This is a genomic window from Clostridioides sp. ZZV14-6345 (assembly GCF_020657775.1).
Lineage (GTDB): Bacteria > Bacillota > Clostridia > Peptostreptococcales > Peptostreptococcaceae > Clostridioides > Clostridioides difficile_D.
In genome coordinates, this window is record NZ_JAGWCX010000037.1 from 1 (window position 1) to 19,670 (window position 19,670).

General features: G+C 30.8%; 20 protein-coding genes and 1 riboswitch. Of the genes, 2 read left to right on the top strand and 18 right to left on the bottom strand.

Annotation, left to right across the window (positions count from 1 at the left end; all coding sequences use genetic code 11):
- Window positions 1-714: site-specific integrase (gene xerC / locus KGF39_RS11140; protein WP_227822359.1), on the top strand; the 714-nt coding region annotated here is incomplete at its 5' end.
- Between the two features lie 518 nt (window positions 715-1,232).
- Here the strand turns inward: xerC and grdD are convergent.
- The 9 genes from grdD to KGF39_RS11185 all read right to left on the bottom strand — a co-directional run bounded on the left by grdD (window position 1,233) and on the right by KGF39_RS11185 (window position 11,685).
- Window positions 1,233-2,378 (bottom strand): glycine/sarcosine/betaine reductase complex component C subunit alpha, encoded by a 1,146-nt coding sequence (grdD, locus tag KGF39_RS11145; RefSeq protein WP_227822360.1) that lies wholly within the window; start codon window positions 2,376-2,378, stop codon window positions 1,233-1,235.
- 10 nt (window positions 2,379-2,388) lie between these two features.
- Window positions 2,389-3,921 carry a glycine/sarcosine/betaine reductase complex component C subunit beta gene (gene grdC, locus KGF39_RS11150; protein WP_227822361.1) on the bottom strand — a complete coding sequence of 511 codons (1,533 nt, stop codon included), beginning with the start codon at window positions 3,919-3,921 and terminating at the stop codon, window positions 2,389-2,391.
- A gap of 247 nt (window positions 3,922-4,168) precedes the next feature.
- Window positions 4,169-5,479 carry a glycine reductase complex selenoprotein B gene (grdB, locus tag KGF39_RS11155; RefSeq protein WP_227822362.1) on the bottom strand — a complete coding sequence of 437 codons (1,311 nt, stop codon included), beginning with the start codon at window positions 5,477-5,479 and terminating at the stop codon, window positions 4,169-4,171.
- A gap of 31 nt (window positions 5,480-5,510) precedes the next feature.
- Entirely contained in the window at window positions 5,511-5,984 is a 474-nt protein-coding gene (gene grdA / locus KGF39_RS11160) for a glycine/sarcosine/betaine reductase complex selenoprotein A (protein WP_011861535.1), read from the bottom strand.
- A gap of 112 nt (window positions 5,985-6,096) precedes the next feature.
- Complete coding sequence (locus KGF39_RS11165; RefSeq protein ID WP_227822363.1) at window positions 6,097-7,383, bottom strand: glycine/sarcosine/betaine reductase component B subunit; 1,287 nt, start codon at window positions 7,381-7,383, stop codon at window positions 6,097-6,099.
- A 262-nt stretch (window positions 7,384-7,645) separates the two neighbouring features.
- The gene (trxA, locus tag KGF39_RS11170; RefSeq protein WP_107595020.1) at window positions 7,646-7,963 is read right to left on the bottom strand and encodes a thioredoxin TrxA; all 318 of its coding nucleotides are present in this window, start codon (window positions 7,961-7,963) and stop codon (window positions 7,646-7,648) included.
- Between the two features lie 67 nt (window positions 7,964-8,030).
- The gene (trxB, locus tag KGF39_RS11175) at window positions 8,031-8,978 is read right to left on the bottom strand and encodes a thioredoxin-disulfide reductase (protein ID WP_054274358.1); all 948 of its coding nucleotides are present in this window, start codon (window positions 8,976-8,978) and stop codon (window positions 8,031-8,033) included.
- Window positions 8,979-9,073: 95 nt separating this feature from the next.
- Window positions 9,074-9,445, bottom strand: a complete 372-nt coding sequence (locus tag KGF39_RS11180) for a GrdX family protein (RefSeq protein WP_009903157.1) — start codon at window positions 9,443-9,445, stop codon at window positions 9,074-9,076.
- Window positions 9,446-9,547: 102 nt separating this feature from the next.
- A riboswitch (glycine riboswitch) is annotated at window positions 9,548-9,659 on the bottom strand.
- A gap of 331 nt (window positions 9,660-9,990) precedes the next feature.
- On the bottom strand, window positions 9,991-11,685 hold the full coding sequence (locus KGF39_RS11185; protein ID WP_227822364.1) for a M3 family oligoendopeptidase: 1,695 nt from the start codon (window positions 11,683-11,685) through the stop codon (window positions 9,991-9,993).
- A gap of 491 nt (window positions 11,686-12,176) precedes the next feature.
- Here KGF39_RS11185 and yidA point away from each other — a divergent pair, with 491 nt between their 5' ends.
- Window positions 12,177-12,998 carry a sugar-phosphatase gene (gene yidA, locus KGF39_RS11190; RefSeq protein WP_227822365.1) on the top strand — a complete coding sequence of 274 codons (822 nt, stop codon included), beginning with the start codon at window positions 12,177-12,179 and terminating at the stop codon, window positions 12,996-12,998.
- Between the two features lie 216 nt (window positions 12,999-13,214).
- Here yidA and saoL read toward each other — a convergent pair whose 3' ends face one another.
- The 9 genes from saoL to saoD all read right to left on the bottom strand — a co-directional run bounded on the left by saoL (window position 13,215) and on the right by saoD (window position 19,549).
- Window positions 13,215-13,856: a MerB-like organometallic lyase SaoL gene (gene saoL / locus KGF39_RS11200; protein WP_255643319.1), complete on the bottom strand. Its 642-nt coding sequence runs from the start codon at window positions 13,854-13,856 to the stop codon at window positions 13,215-13,217.
- A gap of 12 nt (window positions 13,857-13,868) precedes the next feature.
- Window positions 13,869-14,621 (bottom strand): ABC transporter ATP-binding protein SaoA, encoded by a 753-nt coding sequence (gene saoA / locus KGF39_RS11205; protein ID WP_227822367.1) that lies wholly within the window; start codon window positions 14,619-14,621, stop codon window positions 13,869-13,871.
- On the bottom strand, window positions 14,621-15,364 hold the full coding sequence (saoP, locus tag KGF39_RS11215) for an ABC transporter permease subunit SaoP (protein WP_255643327.1): 744 nt from the start codon (window positions 15,362-15,364) through the stop codon (window positions 14,621-14,623). The genes saoA and saoP overlap by 1 nt, the downstream gene beginning before the upstream one ends.
- Before the next feature lie 23 nt (window positions 15,365-15,387).
- Entirely contained in the window at window positions 15,388-16,176 is a 789-nt protein-coding gene (gene saoB / locus KGF39_RS11220) for an ABC transporter substrate-binding (seleno)protein SaoB (RefSeq protein WP_308463834.1), read from the bottom strand.
- A 13-nt stretch (window positions 16,177-16,189) separates the two neighbouring features.
- Complete coding sequence (gene saoX, locus KGF39_RS11230) at window positions 16,190-17,281, bottom strand: ABC transporter substrate-binding subunit SaoX (protein ID WP_227822370.1); 1,092 nt, start codon at window positions 17,279-17,281, stop codon at window positions 16,190-16,192.
- A 34-nt stretch (window positions 17,282-17,315) separates the two neighbouring features.
- Entirely contained in the window at window positions 17,316-17,774 is a 459-nt protein-coding gene (saoC, locus tag KGF39_RS11235) for a Cys-Cys-COOH (seleno)protein SaoC (protein WP_227822371.1), read from the bottom strand.
- Window positions 17,767-18,852, bottom strand: a complete 1,086-nt coding sequence (saoE, locus tag KGF39_RS11240) for an efflux transporter SaoE (protein WP_227822372.1) — start codon at window positions 18,850-18,852, stop codon at window positions 17,767-17,769. The genes saoC and saoE overlap by 8 nt, the downstream gene beginning before the upstream one ends.
- Before the next feature lie 17 nt (window positions 18,853-18,869).
- Window positions 18,870-19,127 (bottom strand): thioredoxin-like (seleno)protein SaoT, encoded by a 258-nt coding sequence (gene saoT / locus KGF39_RS11245; protein ID WP_255643321.1) that lies wholly within the window; start codon window positions 19,125-19,127, stop codon window positions 18,870-18,872.
- Window positions 19,128-19,216: 89 nt separating this feature from the next.
- Window positions 19,217-19,549: a DsrE-related protein SaoD gene (gene saoD, locus KGF39_RS11250; protein WP_054274375.1), complete on the bottom strand. Its 333-nt coding sequence runs from the start codon at window positions 19,547-19,549 to the stop codon at window positions 19,217-19,219.
- Window positions 19,550-19,670 lie beyond the last annotated feature (121 nt).

A 19,670-nucleotide genomic window follows, 5' to 3' on the forward strand; every position in this document is an offset into this window, starting at 1 on the left:
ATGCAGCGCGTAGAGGGTACTGTTTGGGAAATGCCCGTTATTTTAGGCGGGCTTTACGGTATGCGCCGTTCTGAAATCTTGGGCTTGCGTTGGCGCAATGTTGACTTGGAAAACAACACCTTTGACGTTTCCGAACAGCTACCTTTTAAGGTGCCGCCGAAAACAAAAGTCATTGAGGAAATGGCACCGCCGAAATCCAACGGGCGAACGCTGCCTATCACAGAGCTTGCCCGCCCGTTCTTCCTCAAACAGTTTGCCATGCAGGAAACACAGCGCGAACAGGCAGAAAAGGACGAGAAACCTTACTATGACAACGACCTTGTTGTAGCGAAGCCGGACGGTGCGCCTATCGCCGCGTCGTGGGTATCTTCACAGTTTGGCAAGCTGCTTGAAGATTTAGAGTTGCCGCATATCCGTTTCCATGATTTACGCCATACGGCGGCTACGAATATGCACCAACTGACGGGCGACTTCTACACCGTAGGCGAAGTGTTGGGACACACGCTTGCGGGTATCGGCGTATCGCTTGGGCTGTCTATGAACTTTGAAGCTGTTACCGCCCGTTATGTGGACGTGCGGCTTGAACGCAAAAAAGAAGTCCTGGACGCTTATCATGGGGCTGTCAAACAGGCTGACCCGGCAAAGGCAAAGGAAGCCGAGCCGAAAAAAGCAAAAAGCGCGGCAAAGAAAAAGAGCAGTGAAATGGAGCTTTAACCGCCTTATCTCTTTACTGCTTCTTGCAGCCTTTTATAACCCCTCGTGGGATTTGGGCACCATTTGGGCACCATTCACCGAAAAAGCACCACCAACACAGGCGATAATAGAAACGCCGAGAACGCGCAAAAACGTAGTGTTTATGCGGGTTTCCGGCGTTTTCTAATCCCTCAACCGACCTAAAATCATCTTGTGCGAGAGAGAAATATTCTACTATTTTTTATTTTATCAGATGCCTTATTTATAAAATTTTTTCACATGTTATTAATCTTATTTAAATATTTATAATAATTTTTTATTCAGTGTAAGTAACATAAAATAAATAAGAAAAGTATCATTATTATCATAAAAATTCATTACATTTCGATTTTACTAATTATAAGTTGTAAATATCTAATTGTCTTTATAACAATTATTTGAGTAATAAAAATAATATAAATTGAGTAACAAAAAGAACATATACTTATAACCTAAAAGACTATAACTATATGTTCTTCATTTACATGTATAATTTATATTTATTTTGCAGTATATCCAGCTTTAACTAAAGTTTCAACTGCTAAATCCCCTTTAGCTTCATTTACTAAAACTATCGGACCTGTACAACCCATACCACTTTCAGCATAGATTCCATTTTTCCATAACTCAGACACTGCATCTTCTAAATCCATTATATCAACACCAGCTATTTGACGAGTAACAACTTCTTTATCTGGCATTTTAACTTCTACTTTCTCAGTTTTAACTTCTTTTTTAGTAAGAGATACTATAATATCATCAAATTTTGCTTTTTTAACCTTTGCAAATTCATTTCTTGCAACATTACTTATATCTCCCTTTACAACATCATAAGCATATTTTAACGCATTTGCTACTACTGGAGAACCTGATGCTCTTGATACTATAAGTACCTTTCTATCATAGTCTTCTCCAACCCCAGGACCATATCCAAATCCTTGAGCTTCATAATCCCCACCTGTAGTATATGAAGAGAATACTTTCATAAATATATTTCCAGATAACGTATCAGTAACCATAACATCAGGTGCACCCACAAGTAAATCATTACCTCTCATTACACATCCACCATCTGCTCTAATTGAATCAGCAAATTCCATATCATATCCATTATCTTTTAATTCTTTTAAACATTTCTCAACTTGTCTTGCTCCATCAACATTAAGTATTCCAACTTTTGGGCATTTATTACCCATTGATTTTGCTGTAACAATACCATAAATAGCATTTCTTACCATTGCTTCTATTCTATTAGTGGCACTTGTCCCTGTTGTTGTTGCAAGTATCATTTCTTTTCCTTTTGCTGGAGTTATTACTCTACCTACTGTAGACACTCCTATTGGAAAATTGTAATGCATAGTAACACAAGCATCAATATATCCTGAATCTAATAATTCTTCCATTTTTACATGCATTTCTTTTTCATCATTAACTTCAACCACTTCAAGGTCAGTTTCCACCTTTGGTCCAATAAGTACTATATCAAATAAATTAGATTTTGCTAATTGTGCACCATTAACCATGTTCTCTACACCATGTTCACTTCCAAGTGTAGTCACACCAATTTTTACTTTCTTGCCAAATTCGCCGCTTTCTATTGCATTAGCTACTTCTAAGAATACATCTGCGATTACTTTTTTTGACATATCCTCACCCCTATTCTTCTAACATATCTAATGCTAGTTTTTTCATAGATTCAGCTATTATCTTCTTAATTTCATCCTTAGATATTCCTGAAGTTTCTTCAATAATACCTGTATTTCTTTCAGCTATGAAAGATACTCCATCAAATAAGTTAGTCATTCTTCCTAAGAATAAGCTACCTTTTCCAACTATCATAGCTCTATTTCTATTTCCTGTAGTTAAATCATCTATTAAAAATCCTATATAAGGAGCTCCTGATGGTATATGACCTTGAGTTGGTGCCCATCCTGGTAATCCTTTATTAGAAACAAAATCTTTTAACGCTTTCTTTTCTAAATCTCCACGCTTAACAGCAAGTGCTCCTATCATTTTGTAGTTTGCTTCTGGAACATCTCCTGCTCCTGCTGGCTTAGTTATATCTGGGTTTTGCATTTCAACTGAATATACATCAACATCTGTTATTTTTAAATTAGCTCTATCAAGACCTGAAGTTATAAGTGCTGTCATAACTGCTTGAGGTGAAGAACCAGTTCCAACAGTATGCTTACCTGTTAAATCCGTTCTTATAACTGGATTTACACCATCATTTTCAGATACAAGTACTGCAAATCCTCCAACAACATCTTCAAGTACAGGAAGACCTTTTTTAACATGGTCTTTAGCATTCATTCCAAGTTTAGCACTTGCTCCACCAGCTACTACCATTACATTTTTATGTATTCCAGCTTTTACTAAAGCTGCTGCTTGAATTAATGCATGTGTTGGTGCTGCACAAAATCCTCTTGTGTCAGAGCCAGTTGCATTTTGAAGTCCTACTATCTCAGCTATTGATTTAGCAAAGTTTCCTCCACCTCTTTGGTTTATATCTCCACAAGCTTCTTCTGAACACTCAATAACATAATCTATTTCAGCAGGGTCTATTTTGCTATGTCTTAGCATTTGAATAGCAGATAAAACTCCAGATGCTTTTACTACTAGATTTTCAAACATTGTATGGGCATTTAAGTTAACATCTACGTCATGTGCTCTTTTTACATAACCAACGAATTTTCCATCATGGTATAATCCTTCTGCTATGTGTGTTGCTACTAATTCTTTACCTTCTTCTATATCATCACCCTTTAATTTGCCTACAAATGGTGCAATTTCAGGGTAGTTATTTTCAATTTTTGGTTTTACTTCATCAATAAATTCTTGTGATAATTTTACTAAATCAAATGCATCACTTATTTGCATTAAAGCTATGAACTCATCTTGAGGCATTATTTCTCCAAATTTACCATTTCTAGTTCCCTCAATCTTTTGTTCACACCATGGCATTGGTAAATCTCTTAATTCTTCTGGTCTTCTATTTCCTATATAAACTTGATTTGGCATGTAGTTAACTACATCTTCGTAACTTCTTATATGACTACTTACTTCTTTTAAAAATTCTGAATCTGGATTTGTTGCTCTTTCAACTGTACAAGTACTTCCATTTTGCACTATCATATCTGGAGTATGAATAAGTACATAGCCTGCCCCTTTTAAAACTGGATAAGTCATTTTGTGCACCTCCATAAATTTTATGAACACTTATTTTTTAATCTCATTAAAAACTCTAATTATTCTATTTTTATTATTGTATATTTAATTCTATTATTTTTATGTATTTTGGCATTTTTTAAGATTTCATGAATGAATAACTCCAATTTATCCATTCATGAAATCTATATTATTTTTTTGTGTATAGTTATTTTTTATTTTTAGTGTGTGTTTATATTTTTATCTATATAATGTATGTGTGTTATTTTTATTTTTCAAATACTGTTTGACCATCTACTTCTGTAGTTAAAGCATTTAATGCTTTTTCTACAAGGCCTCTTCTTAAGGCTTTTTCTTCTGTAGGGTCAAGTGCTGGATTTCCAAGTGGATGAGGTATTGCTATAGTTGGAACTATTCTATTAGCCCCTACTGTTAATGAAATAGGTACTACTGTACACATATGAACTACTGGAAGTCCAGTTTTTTCTATTTCTTTTACCATCGTTGCACCGCAACGAGTACAAGTACCTCATGTAGAAGTTAAGATTACTGCATCTACACCATCAGCCACTAATGCTGCTCCAATTTCAGAAGCATATTTTTTAGAATTTGCAACAGATGTACCATTACCTACAGTTGTATAGAAAGTCTCATGTAATTTTCCAATTACACCTTCTTTTTCTAAATCTCTAAGAACATCAACAGGTAATACTCTATCTGCATCTAAGTTTGCATACACTGGGTCATATCCACCATGTGCAGTTTCATAAGTCTCTTCTGTTAAATCCATAACTCCTGCTATAGAATAAGTTCCATATTTAGAAGCTGAAGAAGACTCTATTCTATCTGGATTTCCTTTTGGAACTATACCACCAGAAGTAACTAAAGCTATTTTGCATTTTGATAAATCTTTTATAGCTTTACTTGGGTCAACTCTATCAAAGTTTGGCATTGGGTATTCAGTTTCAAACGGTTCACCTTTTATTTTCTTAACTAACATGTCAACAGCTCTCTTAGAACCTCTGTCTTCATGGAAGTAGTTAACTCTTATTCCTCTAGCTATGTATCCTTCATCTTTAGGAGTTCCAATTTCTTCTCCATTAGCAAGTTTTACTGCAAGTTTAGCTATCTTAGGAAGTGCTTTTCTCATACCTGCTGCAGAATCAGAAGTTTCTACTACATAAACATCCTTTTTAAACATATCTGCTCCTGGATTTTCAATATACATACCTGTTAAAGCTGGTATATTTAAAGCATCTTTTACAACTTTAGTTATTGTTCCAGCAGCAACTCCATATCTACCAGCATTAAATGCAGGACCAGCTATGAAAAGTTGTGGTTCAAAACCTTTTACCATTGATAAAACTTCTTCACTTGCACTATCAATATTTTCATTAAAATAGCTATCTCCACAAACTACCGTTCCAACTATTTCAATATCTTCACCTAATAATTTATCAAGTTGTAAACTTATTGGAGGTAAAGTTTCTGCCACATGTGGCTTAGTATCAGCTTTCTCTTCTCCACCTATACCAGCAAAGAACTGATTAATATAATGTACTGCTTTTAGTTTTCCCATCTTTTAGTTTCACCCCTTTTGCTTTTAGGCATTAAAATTTACAAAATTCTTCTCTTATACCAGACATTTCTTCTTCTATTTCTTCAACTTCTAAAACCATTTCCATCATACTTATTTGGTCTTCATATACACTTTCATCAAATAATGATTTTATTGGTTCCTCAACAACGTGGTAAACACTTAATCCTAAGGCAACTCCAGCAAGTGGTCCAGCGAAAGTTGGATCTCCAGCAGTTACTGTTTCGGCTGCAAGACCTGCAGCTTCGGCTTCAGCAGCACCTAGTAAAATCACAACATTTTCAGCTCCGAATTTATCAGCAGCATCTTTAACTCTGTTTTGATTTTCTAAGTCCATAGCCCCAGCAGCTGTTCAGACAAAGCATTCTGTAGATGAGAAAACAACCTCTGCTCCTTCTACTGTTTTTACACATTCTTCTATCGCAGGTCCTGGTATACCATCACGGTCACCTATTATAAGAACCTTTTTATTACTAAGTAAACTCATAATAATCCTCCTTATTATATTTCTAATATATTTTTTTACATCTATAACACTTATTATAATATATCTATAATATGTTTAATTAACATTACTCAATCGTTTAATGGAATACTTTTTAATATCCTTTAGCAGTTAAATGACCAAATCCTGTTTCATTAGTTGCACCTGTTATAGCTTGGATTTCAACTTCAATAGTTCCATCAGCTTTTAAACTTCCATCAGAACCACCAGCTATTACATCCACTACTTCTAAATGACCAATTACTTTATCTAGCTTAGGAAGCACTACAACTTGGTTAGCATTTCCACCTGTTACAACAGCATCAGCTCTTACATCTGCATCTGCAAGTGATTGAGAACCTCCATCACGTCCAGCATATTCATCTGTAACTATAACTGTTTTAACACCTTGCATTTCTATCTTCTTACAGTTCATTATAAGGTCAGTATCAGGATTTCCAAAACCTTCTTGTGAAACTATAACTGCATCTAATCCTAAATATTTACATAATTTAGAAGTCCAGTTTGAAGATCTTTCTTTATCTGCTAGGTAAACATTTTCATTCGTTATAATTACACCCACAAAGTTTATATCTTTGCCATGTCTTGCATATAAATCTTCAACAACCCCATTATTTATGTGAACATAACTTGGGTTTTTATCACATGCAGAAACACAGTTACCACTTACAATTGCTCCGTCCATTAATTCTGTTGGATATAATAAAGTTGGTACTATTTGTTTTGCATCTACTCCATACACATAAGTATCATGTAATAAACCTTGAGTCTGAAGCATATAAACATATCCTACTTTTGGAAGCTCTGGATATTCTTTTATTGATTCAAGAAGAGGTTTAGTTTCATATACTGAAACTTCATCTGGAGTAAGATTTCTTGCTACTTCTCCTAAATACATTGCTGCTTTGAATCCTATCATTCTAACAGCTTTTTCATGAACATATTGTTTTAAACCATCAATAGGTTCAGCTATTACTACTACATTATTTAATTTAGAAAATGGAGTGTACTTAGCTCCTTCTCCAGTCATATCTATTATACCTTCTTGGAAACCTACTATTTTTCCAGTAGTTACAACAGCTACACCTTTTAAAGCATGAGTTTTTCCTTCTCCTACAGTGTCAACTTTAGACATGATGCCTGGGAATATTCCCCCATTACCTTCAACTTTTACTCTTGGCTCAATAACATCTTTTACAGGTGTTATTCTTACGCTTTCACCTGGACGAGCTAATTCTATATCTATAGATTTGATGTGCTCATCTCCACCAATTTCTTGTAGCATCTCTTGCTTATTGATGAATAATACTCCATCTTTTACTTCTGTTACATCACCAAATTGAATATCTTTTATAAAGATTTTCCCTAATTCAAGACGCATACTTGCACCTCCTGTTATTTAATTTGTGTATATGCATTTGAGTTTTTCTCAAAATTATATCATTTTACAACTTATCTTAAAGATATTTTTATATTCTGTTTTTATGTTTCAAATATTTATTTCATTAATAAAAAATATTTATTGTAAAAAAATTATTTTATCTAAAATTATTTTTTTAACAAACTTAGACATAAAAACACTTTTCTTTTATCTTCAGACTAAAATAAATTTTTTCTTTTGATGTTAATACTTTATCAATATATTAAAGATATTTTTTAATCATTTCTTCTATATTAGAAACTGTAGCATCATCCTTAGTAACTTCGTCTACTTTTTCCCCATCTTTGTATATAGCCATAGTTGGAAGACCTAATACTTTTTGTTTTATAGCTAATCTTCTAGCTTTTGTTGTATCCATCTTACAGAATTTTATCTTATCTCCATAAGTCTCAGCTAATTTATGAACATCTGGCATTAAAGCTTTACAAGGCTCACAACCTTCACTCCAAAAATCAACAAATACAAAACCTTCTGCATTTAAAACTTCTTCTTCAAATGTAGCCTTATCTAAATCTAACATTTTCTTATTCCCCCTTGAAATTTTTATTTTATTTTAAATATTATTTATTGAATTTAATTTACAGACTCTAGTTTCCAAATTTTTCGTCAATATATTTCTCAGCTACTATAGATGCAATTGCTCCATCATTAGTTGCTGTTACAACCTGTCTTAGAGTTTTAGATCTGCAATCTCCTGCTGCAAATACTCCTGGTATATTAGTTTTCATATCTTCATCAGTTATTATATAACCTTTTTCATCCATATCAACTTTGCCTTTGAATAAATCAGTTTGAGCATCTAATCCAACGAAAACAAATACTCCCATTGTTCCATCTTCTTCATCTGCAAAGTATTCATGAGTTTCTCCAGTAACTTTGTTTTTGAATACAACTGACTCTAATATTCCATCACCTTTGATTTCTTCTATTACTGTATCTAATAAAAATTCTATCTTTGGATTAGCTTTTGCTTTTTCTTCAACACTTTTAGCACATCTAAATCCTTGTCTTCTATGTACAATTGTTACTTTTCTAGCAAATTTAGTTAAATACATCGCTTCTTCTAATGCACTATCTCCTCCGCCTACAACAAATACTTCAAAATCTTCAAAGAAATCTGCATCACAAGTTGCACAGTATGAAACCCCTTTACCAGTAAGTTCTTTTTCTCCAGGACAACCAATTTTTCTTGGAGTTGCTCCTGTTCCTATTATTACTGCTTTTGCTCTATATTCTGCTTTTTCCCCTTTTAAAACTTTTATATCTCCATCTAGTTCAGTATCTACAATGTTGTCTCTTAGCATCTCTGCTCCAAACTCTTTACATTGTTCAACCATTCTAGCTATTAAACTTGGACCTGTTGCATTTGGAACTGACCCTGGATAATTTGCAATCTCATGTGTTATTACAATTTGTCCACCAGTCTTGTCTTTTTCTAGGATTAGAGTTTTCAACTTTGCTCTTGCTCCATAAAGACCTGCTGCAAGCCCTGCTGGTCCTGAACCAATTATTACTAAGTCATACACATTTTCCATTTTGACTTATCCTCCCCAATTAAATTTCTCATTTTATTTAATATTAAATTAGATTTAATATTTAGGCTACTTTAACAACTTTTTAACAAACTTATTTATTCATACTGCATTCTTTGTATTGTATTATAGAATATATCATAATCAATTACTCTAAAGTCATCTTGAACACTTTCTGTCCATTTTGGAGTCTTTTTATTATTCTGAAATTTACTTGCAGTGATGATTGCTTCTTCAATTAAGGTCAAAGAGTTTATATCCAAACGATTTCCTTTCTTTAGTATAACAGTTCTGTAAGGTGTTTCATTTGGTTTTACACTCCCATAGAGTGGATGAGATAAAAGTTCATACCCTTCATGTATCAAATCTCTACTTGCTTCTAAGATACCAATATAAGTTGTATCTTTAAACAAAACTTCTCTGTCTTGAACTTCTTCTTTTACTTTTGGATTATTTGTAATTATTATCATTTTTTACTCTCTTTCAAACTTTTATTTATTACTTGATAAATAAAAAACAGGAAAAACAAATCTCCCAATTTGCCTTCCCTGTTAAAATCATTTTCAGAGCCCCGTCCAAGTACAGTCATCTTTACCTGAGAATTTCATCTAATCTTTTGGGTAAATAAGATTAAATTTGTCCCTTCGGTCGCTTTTTTATAAAGCAGTCTCCCATACTCTTCAGCCGGATTATTATTTTTTCAGAAAATTGAAAATTAAGCAATTTATCCTTGTGTTTTTTATAAATAGCTTTTTTCTATCTCTGTTGACTTAAGTATATAAACATTCTATAAAATTTGCAATAGTTTTTTTATATGTATTTTGTATACATTTTCACTTTTTTTTCCAAGTGTTGATATTACATATTTCCTGTATTTTCTTTTTTTTTAAAGTTCAAACCTTTTTTGGTTTATTTTATCAAATTGGTTAAAAATAAGACTATTTTTAAAACAAATATTTATTTTTTATGTATTTTTTAATTTTTCACATTTATACAATAAAATTCTCATAATTTTTTATAATTTGCTGTCATTTACTTCATCAAACCAGGATTTAACATCACCTATAATAGATTTAATACAGTCATCATCAAATGGAGAATACAAATTTCCCATACTCACAATGTCTAAAAATGATTTTGTTCCTCCAACTTTACAGATATTTATATAATCTTGCCATCCTGCATCCCTATCTTGAATCATTTTTTTCCAAAATTGTAATGCACAAATTTGAGCTAGTACATAATCTATGTAATAAAACGGATTTTTAAATATATGACCTTGCTTAAACCACCAACAACCTCTCTCTAAAAAAGAATTATCATCATACTTTCTATGAGGTAAGTATTTTTTCTCTAAAAATTTCCAAATTTCTTTTCTTTTTGACTTATCCATATTAGGATTTTTATAAACATAATGTTGAAATTCATCAACAATTACTCCATAAGGTATAAATTTAATTGCAGATGATAGATGAGTGAATTTATATTTATCTGTATCTTCTTTAAAAAATAAATCCATCCATGGCCATGTTATAAATTCCATACTCATTGAATGGATTTCACAACTGTCAAGTGTTGGAAAATTAATTTCCGGCATATCAATCCATCTAGACATATACAACTGAAATGCATGTCCTGCTTCATGTGTTAATACATCTATATCATCAGCTGTTTGATTAAAGTTAGAAAAAATAAATGGTGACTTGTAATCTGGTATATAGGTGCAATACCCTCCAGCTCCTTTTCCTTTCTTTGTTTCTAAATCCATAAGTTCATTTTCTAACATAAAATTAAAAAATTCATCTGTTTCTTCTGACAACTCAGAATACATTGTTTTACCATTTTGAACTATGTATTTTGAATCTCCCTTTAAACTTGCATTTCCTGTTAAAAATTCCACGCCTTCATCTATGTAACTTAAATACTCTAGACCAATCCTTTTAGCTTGTTTTTCATAAAGTTCATTGGCCATTGGAACAACATATTTTAATACTTGTTTTCTAACATTTTTTATCATATCTTCTCTGTAGTCACTTCTCATCATTCTAATGTATCCAAGCTCTACAAAATCTTCAAAACCTAGTTTTTTAGATATCTTATCTCTAACTTTAACCAATTTATCAAATATATCATCAAATTTAGACTCATTTTCTTCAAAGAAATTATAATACGCTTTATTTGCTAGTTCTCTCGTTTTTCTACACTTAGAATACATGAATTTCCCCATACCAGATAAATTTCTTATTTTCCCATCAAACATTATCTCAGCTGATGCTAAAAGTCTGGTATACTCTGAGCACAATTTATTTTCTTCCTGCATTTCACTTATTACTTCTTTAGAAAAACTTTTTAAAGAATAGTCTACTATTGTGAAAAATTGTTCTCCAAACTCTTTTGTCAAATCATATTTAAAATTTGAATTTACTATTGCATTATAAAAACGTGAATTTAATTCTTCATATAAAGGCATATATTCATCCCAATAATTTTTTTCTTCTTGGTAGAATTTATCAAGTGTATCTATACTGTATCTTATTGATGCTATGTTTGACAACGTTTCTATTTTATTTCTCAATGAATTAATCTTATGTATATTTTTTTTCTGCTCTTTATAGTCATTAGAGTTATTTATATCTTCTACACATCCCAAAAACTCTTTTTTTATACTGTCATAATTGGGTCTTTCATACTTAAACTCTGAAAATTTCATTTAAAACACTCCTTTACAACTTTATTTTATTATATTTATAGATATAGCTTTACATATCCTATGTAACACAGTTTTATAAATTATTATATATATATTAAATATTCTTTATATTGTAACCCTGTTGAATAATAACATATGATTAATGGAATTACAATATTTTATAATATAAAACTAATTACTATAACAAATTCTCATCAATATATTTATTTAAAACTTTTAACTCTACAAAATAGATTTACATTAAATATGCAAACGATACCATTATTTGTAATTAACAATTCTGGAGTTATCAAAAATAAAATTTTTACATTATCATCTCACATAAGTAATATTTTTATCAAAAAATTAATATTATTAAACTTTCTAAATTGCTTATCTCTTGATATAATAGTATACAAAACAAATCATATTTTCCACTGAAATTTTGTTCAACACTAGTTGTGTCAACGTTTTCACAGGAAAATTGAGTATATAATTTATTGGAGGTTGATATGTACAAATTAATCGCACTAGATATTGATGGAACAATATTAAACACACAAAAAAGGATTACTCCTGAAGTATTTGAATCCATTCAAGAAGCAAAAAAGGCTGGAGCTAAAGTAGTTATAACAACAGGTAGACCTCTTCCTGGTGTAAAAGGGCTTTTAAATCAATTAAATCTAACAGATGAAGGTGATTACGTTATATGTTTTAATGGAGCCATTATTCAAGAGGTTAAAAGTGAGAAAATTATACACGATGTAGAAATGACTTTAGATGACTTTGATTTTATATATAATAACGTTTGTAAAAAATATAATACTAAAATACACATAAATACAATGACAAATTTAATTACACCAAATGAAACTCCTGGTAAGTATACACTTCATGAAGCGAAGTTAAATGATATAGAAGTCAAATATATACAAAAAGATAAAATTGATGAATCTATTAAAATCTGCAAAATTATGATAGTTGATGAACCAGAAAGATTGGAAGAAATCATACAGCAGCTACCTAAAAATTTATTCAATAAATATACTATAGTAAGGTCTGCTCCTTTTTATCTAGAATTTTTGGGTAAAACTACTAATAAAGGAACTGCACTTAAAACATTATGTGCTAATCTAAATATACCTATAGAGAAGGCTATTGCTGTTGGTGATGAAGAAAATGACCAGCACATGATAAGGTATGCAGGTCTTGGTGTGGCTATGGGAAATGCACGCAATAGCATAAAGGAAATTGCCGATTATGTTACTGATACTAATAATGAAAATGGAGTTGCAAAGGTTATAAATAAATATATACTTAATAAAGCTATCTAATCATGTAAAAAACTAAAAATATTTTTTATGTTTAAATATATTTAATGAGAGTGTCTCAAAATGAACTTTTTAGTTTATGAGACACTCTTTTTTGTATGAAATCAAATATATTTTCATCATTTCAACAATGAAAAAGAGGCTTATCTCTATTTTGAGACAGCCCCATATCTATAACTTTTATCTAAAGTTCATTTTTAGTTTTTCATATATGTATATCTATAATAATACTTTTTGTTTGAGTTTAAATATTTTATAGGATTCTACTATTGCTTCATTAATATCTAAGCAATATATATCTTCATCATCTGATAATCCCGCTTCATTTGTCCAAGCATCAAAATCACTCTTCGTCCAGAAGAAATTCATTATATTTCAACAGCTAGCAGCCCAATTTGAATGCTTATCAAGATTTATATGAAGCACTCTTAAGTTCGGATTATTCACATACTCAATCTTTTCATTTTTTATAACTATTTCTATTTCTTTACCTGTAGCACTACAAATAGAGTTTATTCTTACATCTTGGTTAAATGTGCAAGAAGTTCCTATAGCATCTATAGCACACATTGCACTAAAACTCCGATTATCTCTCAAGGTTACTTTATGATTAGTTGGCAATGCTGATACAGGATATATAAAATTTATACTATCTCCATCAACAACCATTATATTTTTATCAATAAAATATTGTAGTGTATTTTTCATATATTGTTTTTCTGTCTTCAACTTTTTACTTATATATTCAGTCGCTTCTTGAAGCTTAATACTAGAACCCTTATCTATTATCATATCCATAATAGAGATTCTTATTTTTTGTTGTGTGTTATCCAAACTATTATATTTTTCTATTTGACTCATACCTACTCCTCTTTAAACCTCATAACACTTTGATAAAGTATCAGTTAATTTATTTTTGTACTCTTCATATTTTTGACTTCCTCTAATCCTAGGTCTTGGAATATCTATATTTATGTCATCAAGAATTCTTCCTTTATCTCTCGACATTACTATAACTCTATCACTCATATATACAGCTTCATCAACATCATGAGTTACCATTAAAGCAGTTATTTTCTTTTTTATCCATATTCTTTCTAGTTCTTCTTGTAAGTTTTGTCTCATTTGAAAATCCACAGCTCCTAATGGTTCATCCATTAGTAATACCTCAGGATTACATGCTAAAGCTCTTATCATGGCTACCCTTTGTTTCATTCCTCCTGATAATTGATGAGGAAACAGGCTTTCTTTTCCTTTCAAGTCTGACATAACCAAAAGTTCTTCTAACATTTCTTCTCTCTTTTCCTTTGGTATTTTCTGCTGTTTCATAGGAAATAGGACATTGCCTCTTATAGTTTTCCAAGGAAATAAAGCATAATTTTGAAATATAAAAGCTCTATCTATTCCCGGTTTTTTAACTTTTTTATCATTTATAAAAACGTCTCCACTTTCTGACTTTTGAAACCCACCTATTATAGTAAGTAAAGTTGTTTTTCCACAACCTGATGGTCCTAAAAGGCAAACAAATTGTCCATTATCTATATCTATACTTATATCTTCTAAAACCTTTGTATGTACTTTATTATTTACAAATGTCTTATTTATCCCTCTTACACTTAACTTCATTAATCTGCAAACCTCCATCTACAAAGGATTTTGTTTATAAACTTTAATACCCTATCTATCATAAATCCTATTAAAGCTGCAAATATCATAAGTCCAATTAATACGTCTGTGTGCATTAATGTTTGGGCTTGTACCATTGAGTAACCGAGACCGGCACTCGTAGCTATAAACTCAGCTCAGATAACAGACATCCATCCTGTGCTTATAGCAATTCTCGAACCAGTTAGTATATCTGGAAGAGACGCTGGAACGATTACATTTGTAAATATCACAATTGGTGATGCTCCCATACTTCTAGCTGCATTATAGTAATCTTTTGATATCGCTCTTACTCCCTGAATAGTGTTTAAAATTATAGGAAAAACCCCTGAAAAAGCTATTAAAAATATTGTTGGCCCATCTCCTATACCAAACCACACTATAGTAAGAGGAACCCATGCCATTATAGGAACTTGTCTTACAGAATCTACTACTGGGGATAAAACTCTTTCAAAAGTTTTAGAAAATCCCATAATAAATCCTATTGGAAGTCCAAACAATAGTGCATACATAAACCCTTTAAGCACTCTCTGTAATGTTATAAAAAGATTCGTAACTGTCTCTGCATCTGTTACACAATAGAAGAAACCTTTTATTACATCTACTGGCATAGGAAGTAACAAAGAACTCCCTATATCTTTTGCTGCAAAATGCCAGACTAAAAATATAATAACTAATAGTATTATTTTATATAAAATATCCATACTACCATCAGATTTTTTCTTAGTTAATCTATCACTTTTATCTTTAGAAATTTTAATTTCCAATTGTTTATTTCCTCCATATCTATATTTCTTATATTCTTGTACTCTTTTAATGCTTTCTTAAATGTAGCTTTATTATTTAAATCATCAACACTTTTATTGTAAAGTTTTATAAAATCACTATACGCTTTACTTTTTTTAAACTCTTTACTTACAACTAATACATAGGTATCATAATCTCCTAATTCGGTCGTAGATTTTCTTTTACCTTCTAACCCAATCGACTTTATACAATCTATTACAAGACCATCTACTAAATTACTTTCTAATCCATATGCTAGTGCAGTCCCTAATAAGGAAGCTATTTCCACATTCTTGTAGTATTTTTTCACTAATTCTGACTGGTAATCTCTATTTTGAGTAACTCCCATTTTATTAGGATTATTGTCACTTAATAGAAATATATCTGAATTTTGAACTACTGTACCAACAATTTCAAATCCACTATTTTTATTTACATACTGTTTTGCAGCATCTTTACATATGATTGCTATATCTATTTCCTCTGAACTCAGAGCCCACTGCATTGTACTTGCTCAGCAATCATTAATTGTAAAAATATCCATTATATCGCTTACTTTTATATTTTCAAAATAATCTCTATTTTCCATATAATTTATTACAAAACCAGAGGTATCATCGGATACCCCTATTCTTAATTTTCCTTTTATTTCTTCTTTATCTTCAAAATTAAAAAATATTATAAATATACTTCCCAAAATAACGATAAAAAGTATTATTATATTTTTTATATTATCCATTTATTTATAATACCTTTGCTTTCCAATCTTCATAGCTCATACCTTCAGGAAACTCTGGATTAACTTTTTCTTTTATAAATTTGTCAAAATCATCAGCTCCACAAGAATCTAATAAACTTGTATCAATTGTATCTTCATATTTAGGTATATCATCTAATGCCTTTAAATCCTTATACATTTGTAAATTGTTTTTATACTCTTCTCCTGTAACTTTCCAAGTAAGAGTTCTACCCTCTCCAACTGTCTTTTTATAAATAGTTCTAAGTGCAACTTCTTCTTCTACATTATAATATTTTGCAAATATTTTAGCTGCTTCAGCTGGATTTATATATATATATTCTATTGCTTTTGTATGGGCTAAAACCAATTTTTTTGCTAAATCTGGATGCTCTTTTATAAAATTTTTATTTAATGAAAATGAACAACAGTTATATTCTTTACCATTAGCTTTTTCTTTATATTGAGTAGAAGCTATTATTTTTCCTGCACCATCATTTTCAGCTACAGAACCCCAAGGGTCACAAGATGTAAAGGCTTGTATTTTCCCAGTTTTAAGAGCTAAATATTTATCTTTATCTGAATCCATATTTACAACTTCATATTTTGATGGGTCAGTTGGTATACCTGTTTCTGGACCATAATCACTTGTCCATAAAAAATCACTCATATCTGTTGCAATTTTTTTACCTATCAAATCTTTAGGTTCTTTTATATCTTTTGAAACTATTAAATATTCAGAACCACCAGTATGATTATTAGCTGCTATTGTTATTGGCGAACCCTTAGGTATAGCTCCCACTAGACCTTTAGTTCCTATATAACCAGCATCCATTTTCCCTGCTGCCATAGCTTCAGGAACTTTACCATTTCCAACAGTTTTTACATTAAGACCTAAGTCCTTATATATTCCTGCCGCTTCTGCTACTGGTCCAGCAGTCATATGGTCACAATTATAATACCCTACTGTTATCGTATAATCATCCTTTCCAGCCTTTGCTTCTTCCTTTTCTTTTGGTTTACTACTACATCCTGTTAGTATAGATGCTCCCATTACACTAACTAATATCAATGCTTGAATCTTCTTAGATACTCTCATCTAAAATTCCCACCTTTATGTATTATTTTTATTTTTAGCAACATTTGTCCATATCTTCACCAAATAAGTCAACAAACTTCTTACCTTCTACTCTGTAAATAGCATATCCTACATTACCATTTTTAGAACCTGAAACTATTACTTCTATTGGCTGCTTATCGTCAATATTTTTAAAGGTTATAGTTTGATTCTCTATAGGTGCTGGTATTGGTTTTGTCATATAATGGCTATTTTTATTAGAAACTACAACTACCATTTCATTTGAACTATTGCTTTTTTTATATATAACTACTAAATCTTTTTTCTCATCGTCATTTAAGTCTTCTTCAGCACAAGTTATTATATCTTCTTTATAATTTTTTCTAAAGTATTCTAATGTTTCTTTACTTACATTTGGAATAGAGGCATCTTCTTTAAGATTATCATCCAATATTTTTGATAAAACTATTAATACAACTACTATACAGGATATTATAACTATCTTTTTAAGCATGATTTCCTATGACCTCTTTCATCTTTGGTATTATTGATTTAAGTGCAAATAAAATAATCAAAATCGTACACACATATTCAAAACTATTAGGTATATTTAACATTAGTTTATTTGCCAACTGTATAGAAGAATTTGTTGTATCTAAATTTACTGAATTGTTGTCCACTAAAAGTAGATTTGTTATATATCCAATTATTATTGAGGATAGTGTCAAAGTTACTGAATATATAATAACAGTTCTTTTTCCAATAAGTTTAAACATACTTATAAGTTCTGGTAAGTTTGTAGCTGCTCCAGCTATTAAAAATGTTATCGCTATCCCAGGAGCTGCTCCACTTGCAACAAGAGCTGCTATAAATGGGATATGTCCTACAGCACATACATACATGACGCAGGCAAGTATTGATATACTTCCAAGAGATAGTAAACCTGGGTTACCTAAATATTTTTGAATTATACTATCTGGAAAAATTGTTGTTATAAAACCTGCAAAAATCATTCCCATTACCACATATTTACTAATAGTAAGAGCTAACTCTCCAAAAGACCATTTAAGACCATCAATCATATTTTCTATAAAACTTCTTTTTTCTTCTTCTAATTCTATTACGTCTTCATCTGAATCACTATGCAAAGATAATTCTTCTTTCCCAAAACAATTTCCTAAAAATCCTACTAAAAACGGCACTAAAAAACCAGATATTAGATAAATGATTGTAACTTTAGGTCCTAAAAGACCCAGACAAAGAACTACAGCTATTGGATTTATTATTGGAGTTGATGTCATAAAGGCAAGTACTGGTCCTAAGTATGCTCCTGAATAATACATACTTATACCTAATGGAATTACCCCACAACTGCAAATTGGTAAAAACATTCCTGAAATAGTACTTTTAATCAACGAAGAAAATTTCTTATTTCCAAGTTGTTTTTGAAACCTTTTGGGAGTTAAAATATTATGAAGGACACCTGCCAATATAAAACTTATCATAAGCCATCCTGATGCTCCATTCAATGTAACTATAGAAGCTACTATAGTCTCTTTAACTCCGTTTAAAACAATTTCTAATATATTCATTTTGCTGCTCCTAATTTTTAACTATTATTTATAGCTTCTACTATTGCCTTTTCAATTGTATCTTTATTTAATCTATCATATTTCTTTTTTTGATTTATTATTAAAGTTCCTTTTGTTATAATTCCATATTTTTTTACATATGAAAAATCTTTACCTACTTGATATAATTTTATTTCCAATTTGTCAGTATACTTTTCTGACATTTTTTTTATAAACACTCCATGCTCATCACAAGACGGTCAAGTATTTATAAATTCAACTAAAATTTTAGACATTTATTCATCCCCTACTCTAAATAATTTTCCTTTTACTTAAAATAATCCACAGAAAATAAATTTTTCTATGGATTGTATGCTTCACTATTTTATAATGTTATAACTTGGTCTACACCTGCACTACCTAAACAAGCATATAAGTTTGGGAAACATCCAATTGTAGCTCCATCAACCAAATTATTCTCTATACCTCTCTCTATAGCACACTGATCACAAGCCATTATTATCATATCTGTTTTTTCATGTAATTTACTTAGTTTTTCTCCTACAGGATTACCTTTAGATAAAAATAAGGTGTTATCCATAAAGAAAAACATCCCTAAAACATCTACTCCGTGAGTTCCTTGTTCCAATTGTGGTATTATCATTTTGTCTAGAATTTTATGTGTATTAGTACTATTAAAAATATACGCTACTTTCATTTTTATTCCCCCTATATTTTTTACATTTATACAAAATTTTACATATACAAGTATATTATAAGTTTATTCTTATTTATCTGTAAAATAGATAATAACTATATCATCAAAATACAACATAGCA

What these genes read in the sequence shown, in the direction of transcription:
- trxB (WP_054274358.1), bottom strand. Translation starts at nt 8,978, where the DNA reads ATGGAAAATGTGTATGACTTAGTAATAATTGGTTCAGGACCAGCAGGG.
- KGF39_RS11185 (WP_227822364.1), bottom strand. Translation starts at nt 11,685, where the DNA reads ATGAAATTTTCAGAGTTTAAGTATGAAAGACCCAATTATGACAGTATA.
- KGF39_RS11180 (WP_009903157.1), bottom strand. Translation starts at nt 9,445, where the DNA reads ATGATAATAATTACAAATAATCCAAAAGTAAAAGAAGAAGTTCAAGAC.
- saoA (WP_227822367.1), bottom strand. Translation starts at nt 14,621, where the DNA reads ATGAAGTTAAGTGTAAGAGGGATAAATAAGACATTTGTAAATAATAAA.
- trxA (WP_107595020.1), bottom strand. Translation starts at nt 7,963, where the DNA reads ATGTTAGATTTAGATAAGGCTACATTTGAAGAAGAAGTTTTAAATGCA.
- saoE (WP_227822372.1), bottom strand. Translation starts at nt 18,852, where the DNA reads ATGAATATATTAGAAATTGTTTTAAACGGAGTTAAAGAGACTATAGTA.
- grdC (WP_227822361.1), bottom strand. Translation starts at nt 3,921, where the DNA reads ATGACTTATCCAGTTTTAAAAGGGGCAGGCTATGTACTTATTCATACT.
- grdD (WP_227822360.1), bottom strand. Translation starts at nt 2,378, where the DNA reads ATGTCAAAAAAAGTAATCGCAGATGTATTCTTAGAAGTAGCTAATGCA.
- yidA (WP_227822365.1), top strand. Translation starts at nt 12,177, where the DNA reads ATGTACAAATTAATCGCACTAGATATTGATGGAACAATATTAAACACA.
- saoC (WP_227822371.1), bottom strand. Translation starts at nt 17,774, where the DNA reads ATGCTTAAAAAGATAGTTATAATATCCTGTATAGTAGTTGTATTAATA.
- saoD (WP_054274375.1), bottom strand. Translation starts at nt 19,549, where the DNA reads ATGAAAGTAGCGTATATTTTTAATAGTACTAATACACATAAAATTCTA.
- saoX (WP_227822370.1), bottom strand. Translation starts at nt 17,281, where the DNA reads ATGAGAGTATCTAAGAAGATTCAAGCATTGATATTAGTTAGTGTAATG.
- KGF39_RS11165 (WP_227822363.1), bottom strand. Translation starts at nt 7,383, where the DNA reads ATGCGTCTTGAATTAGGGAAAATCTTTATAAAAGATATTCAATTTGGT.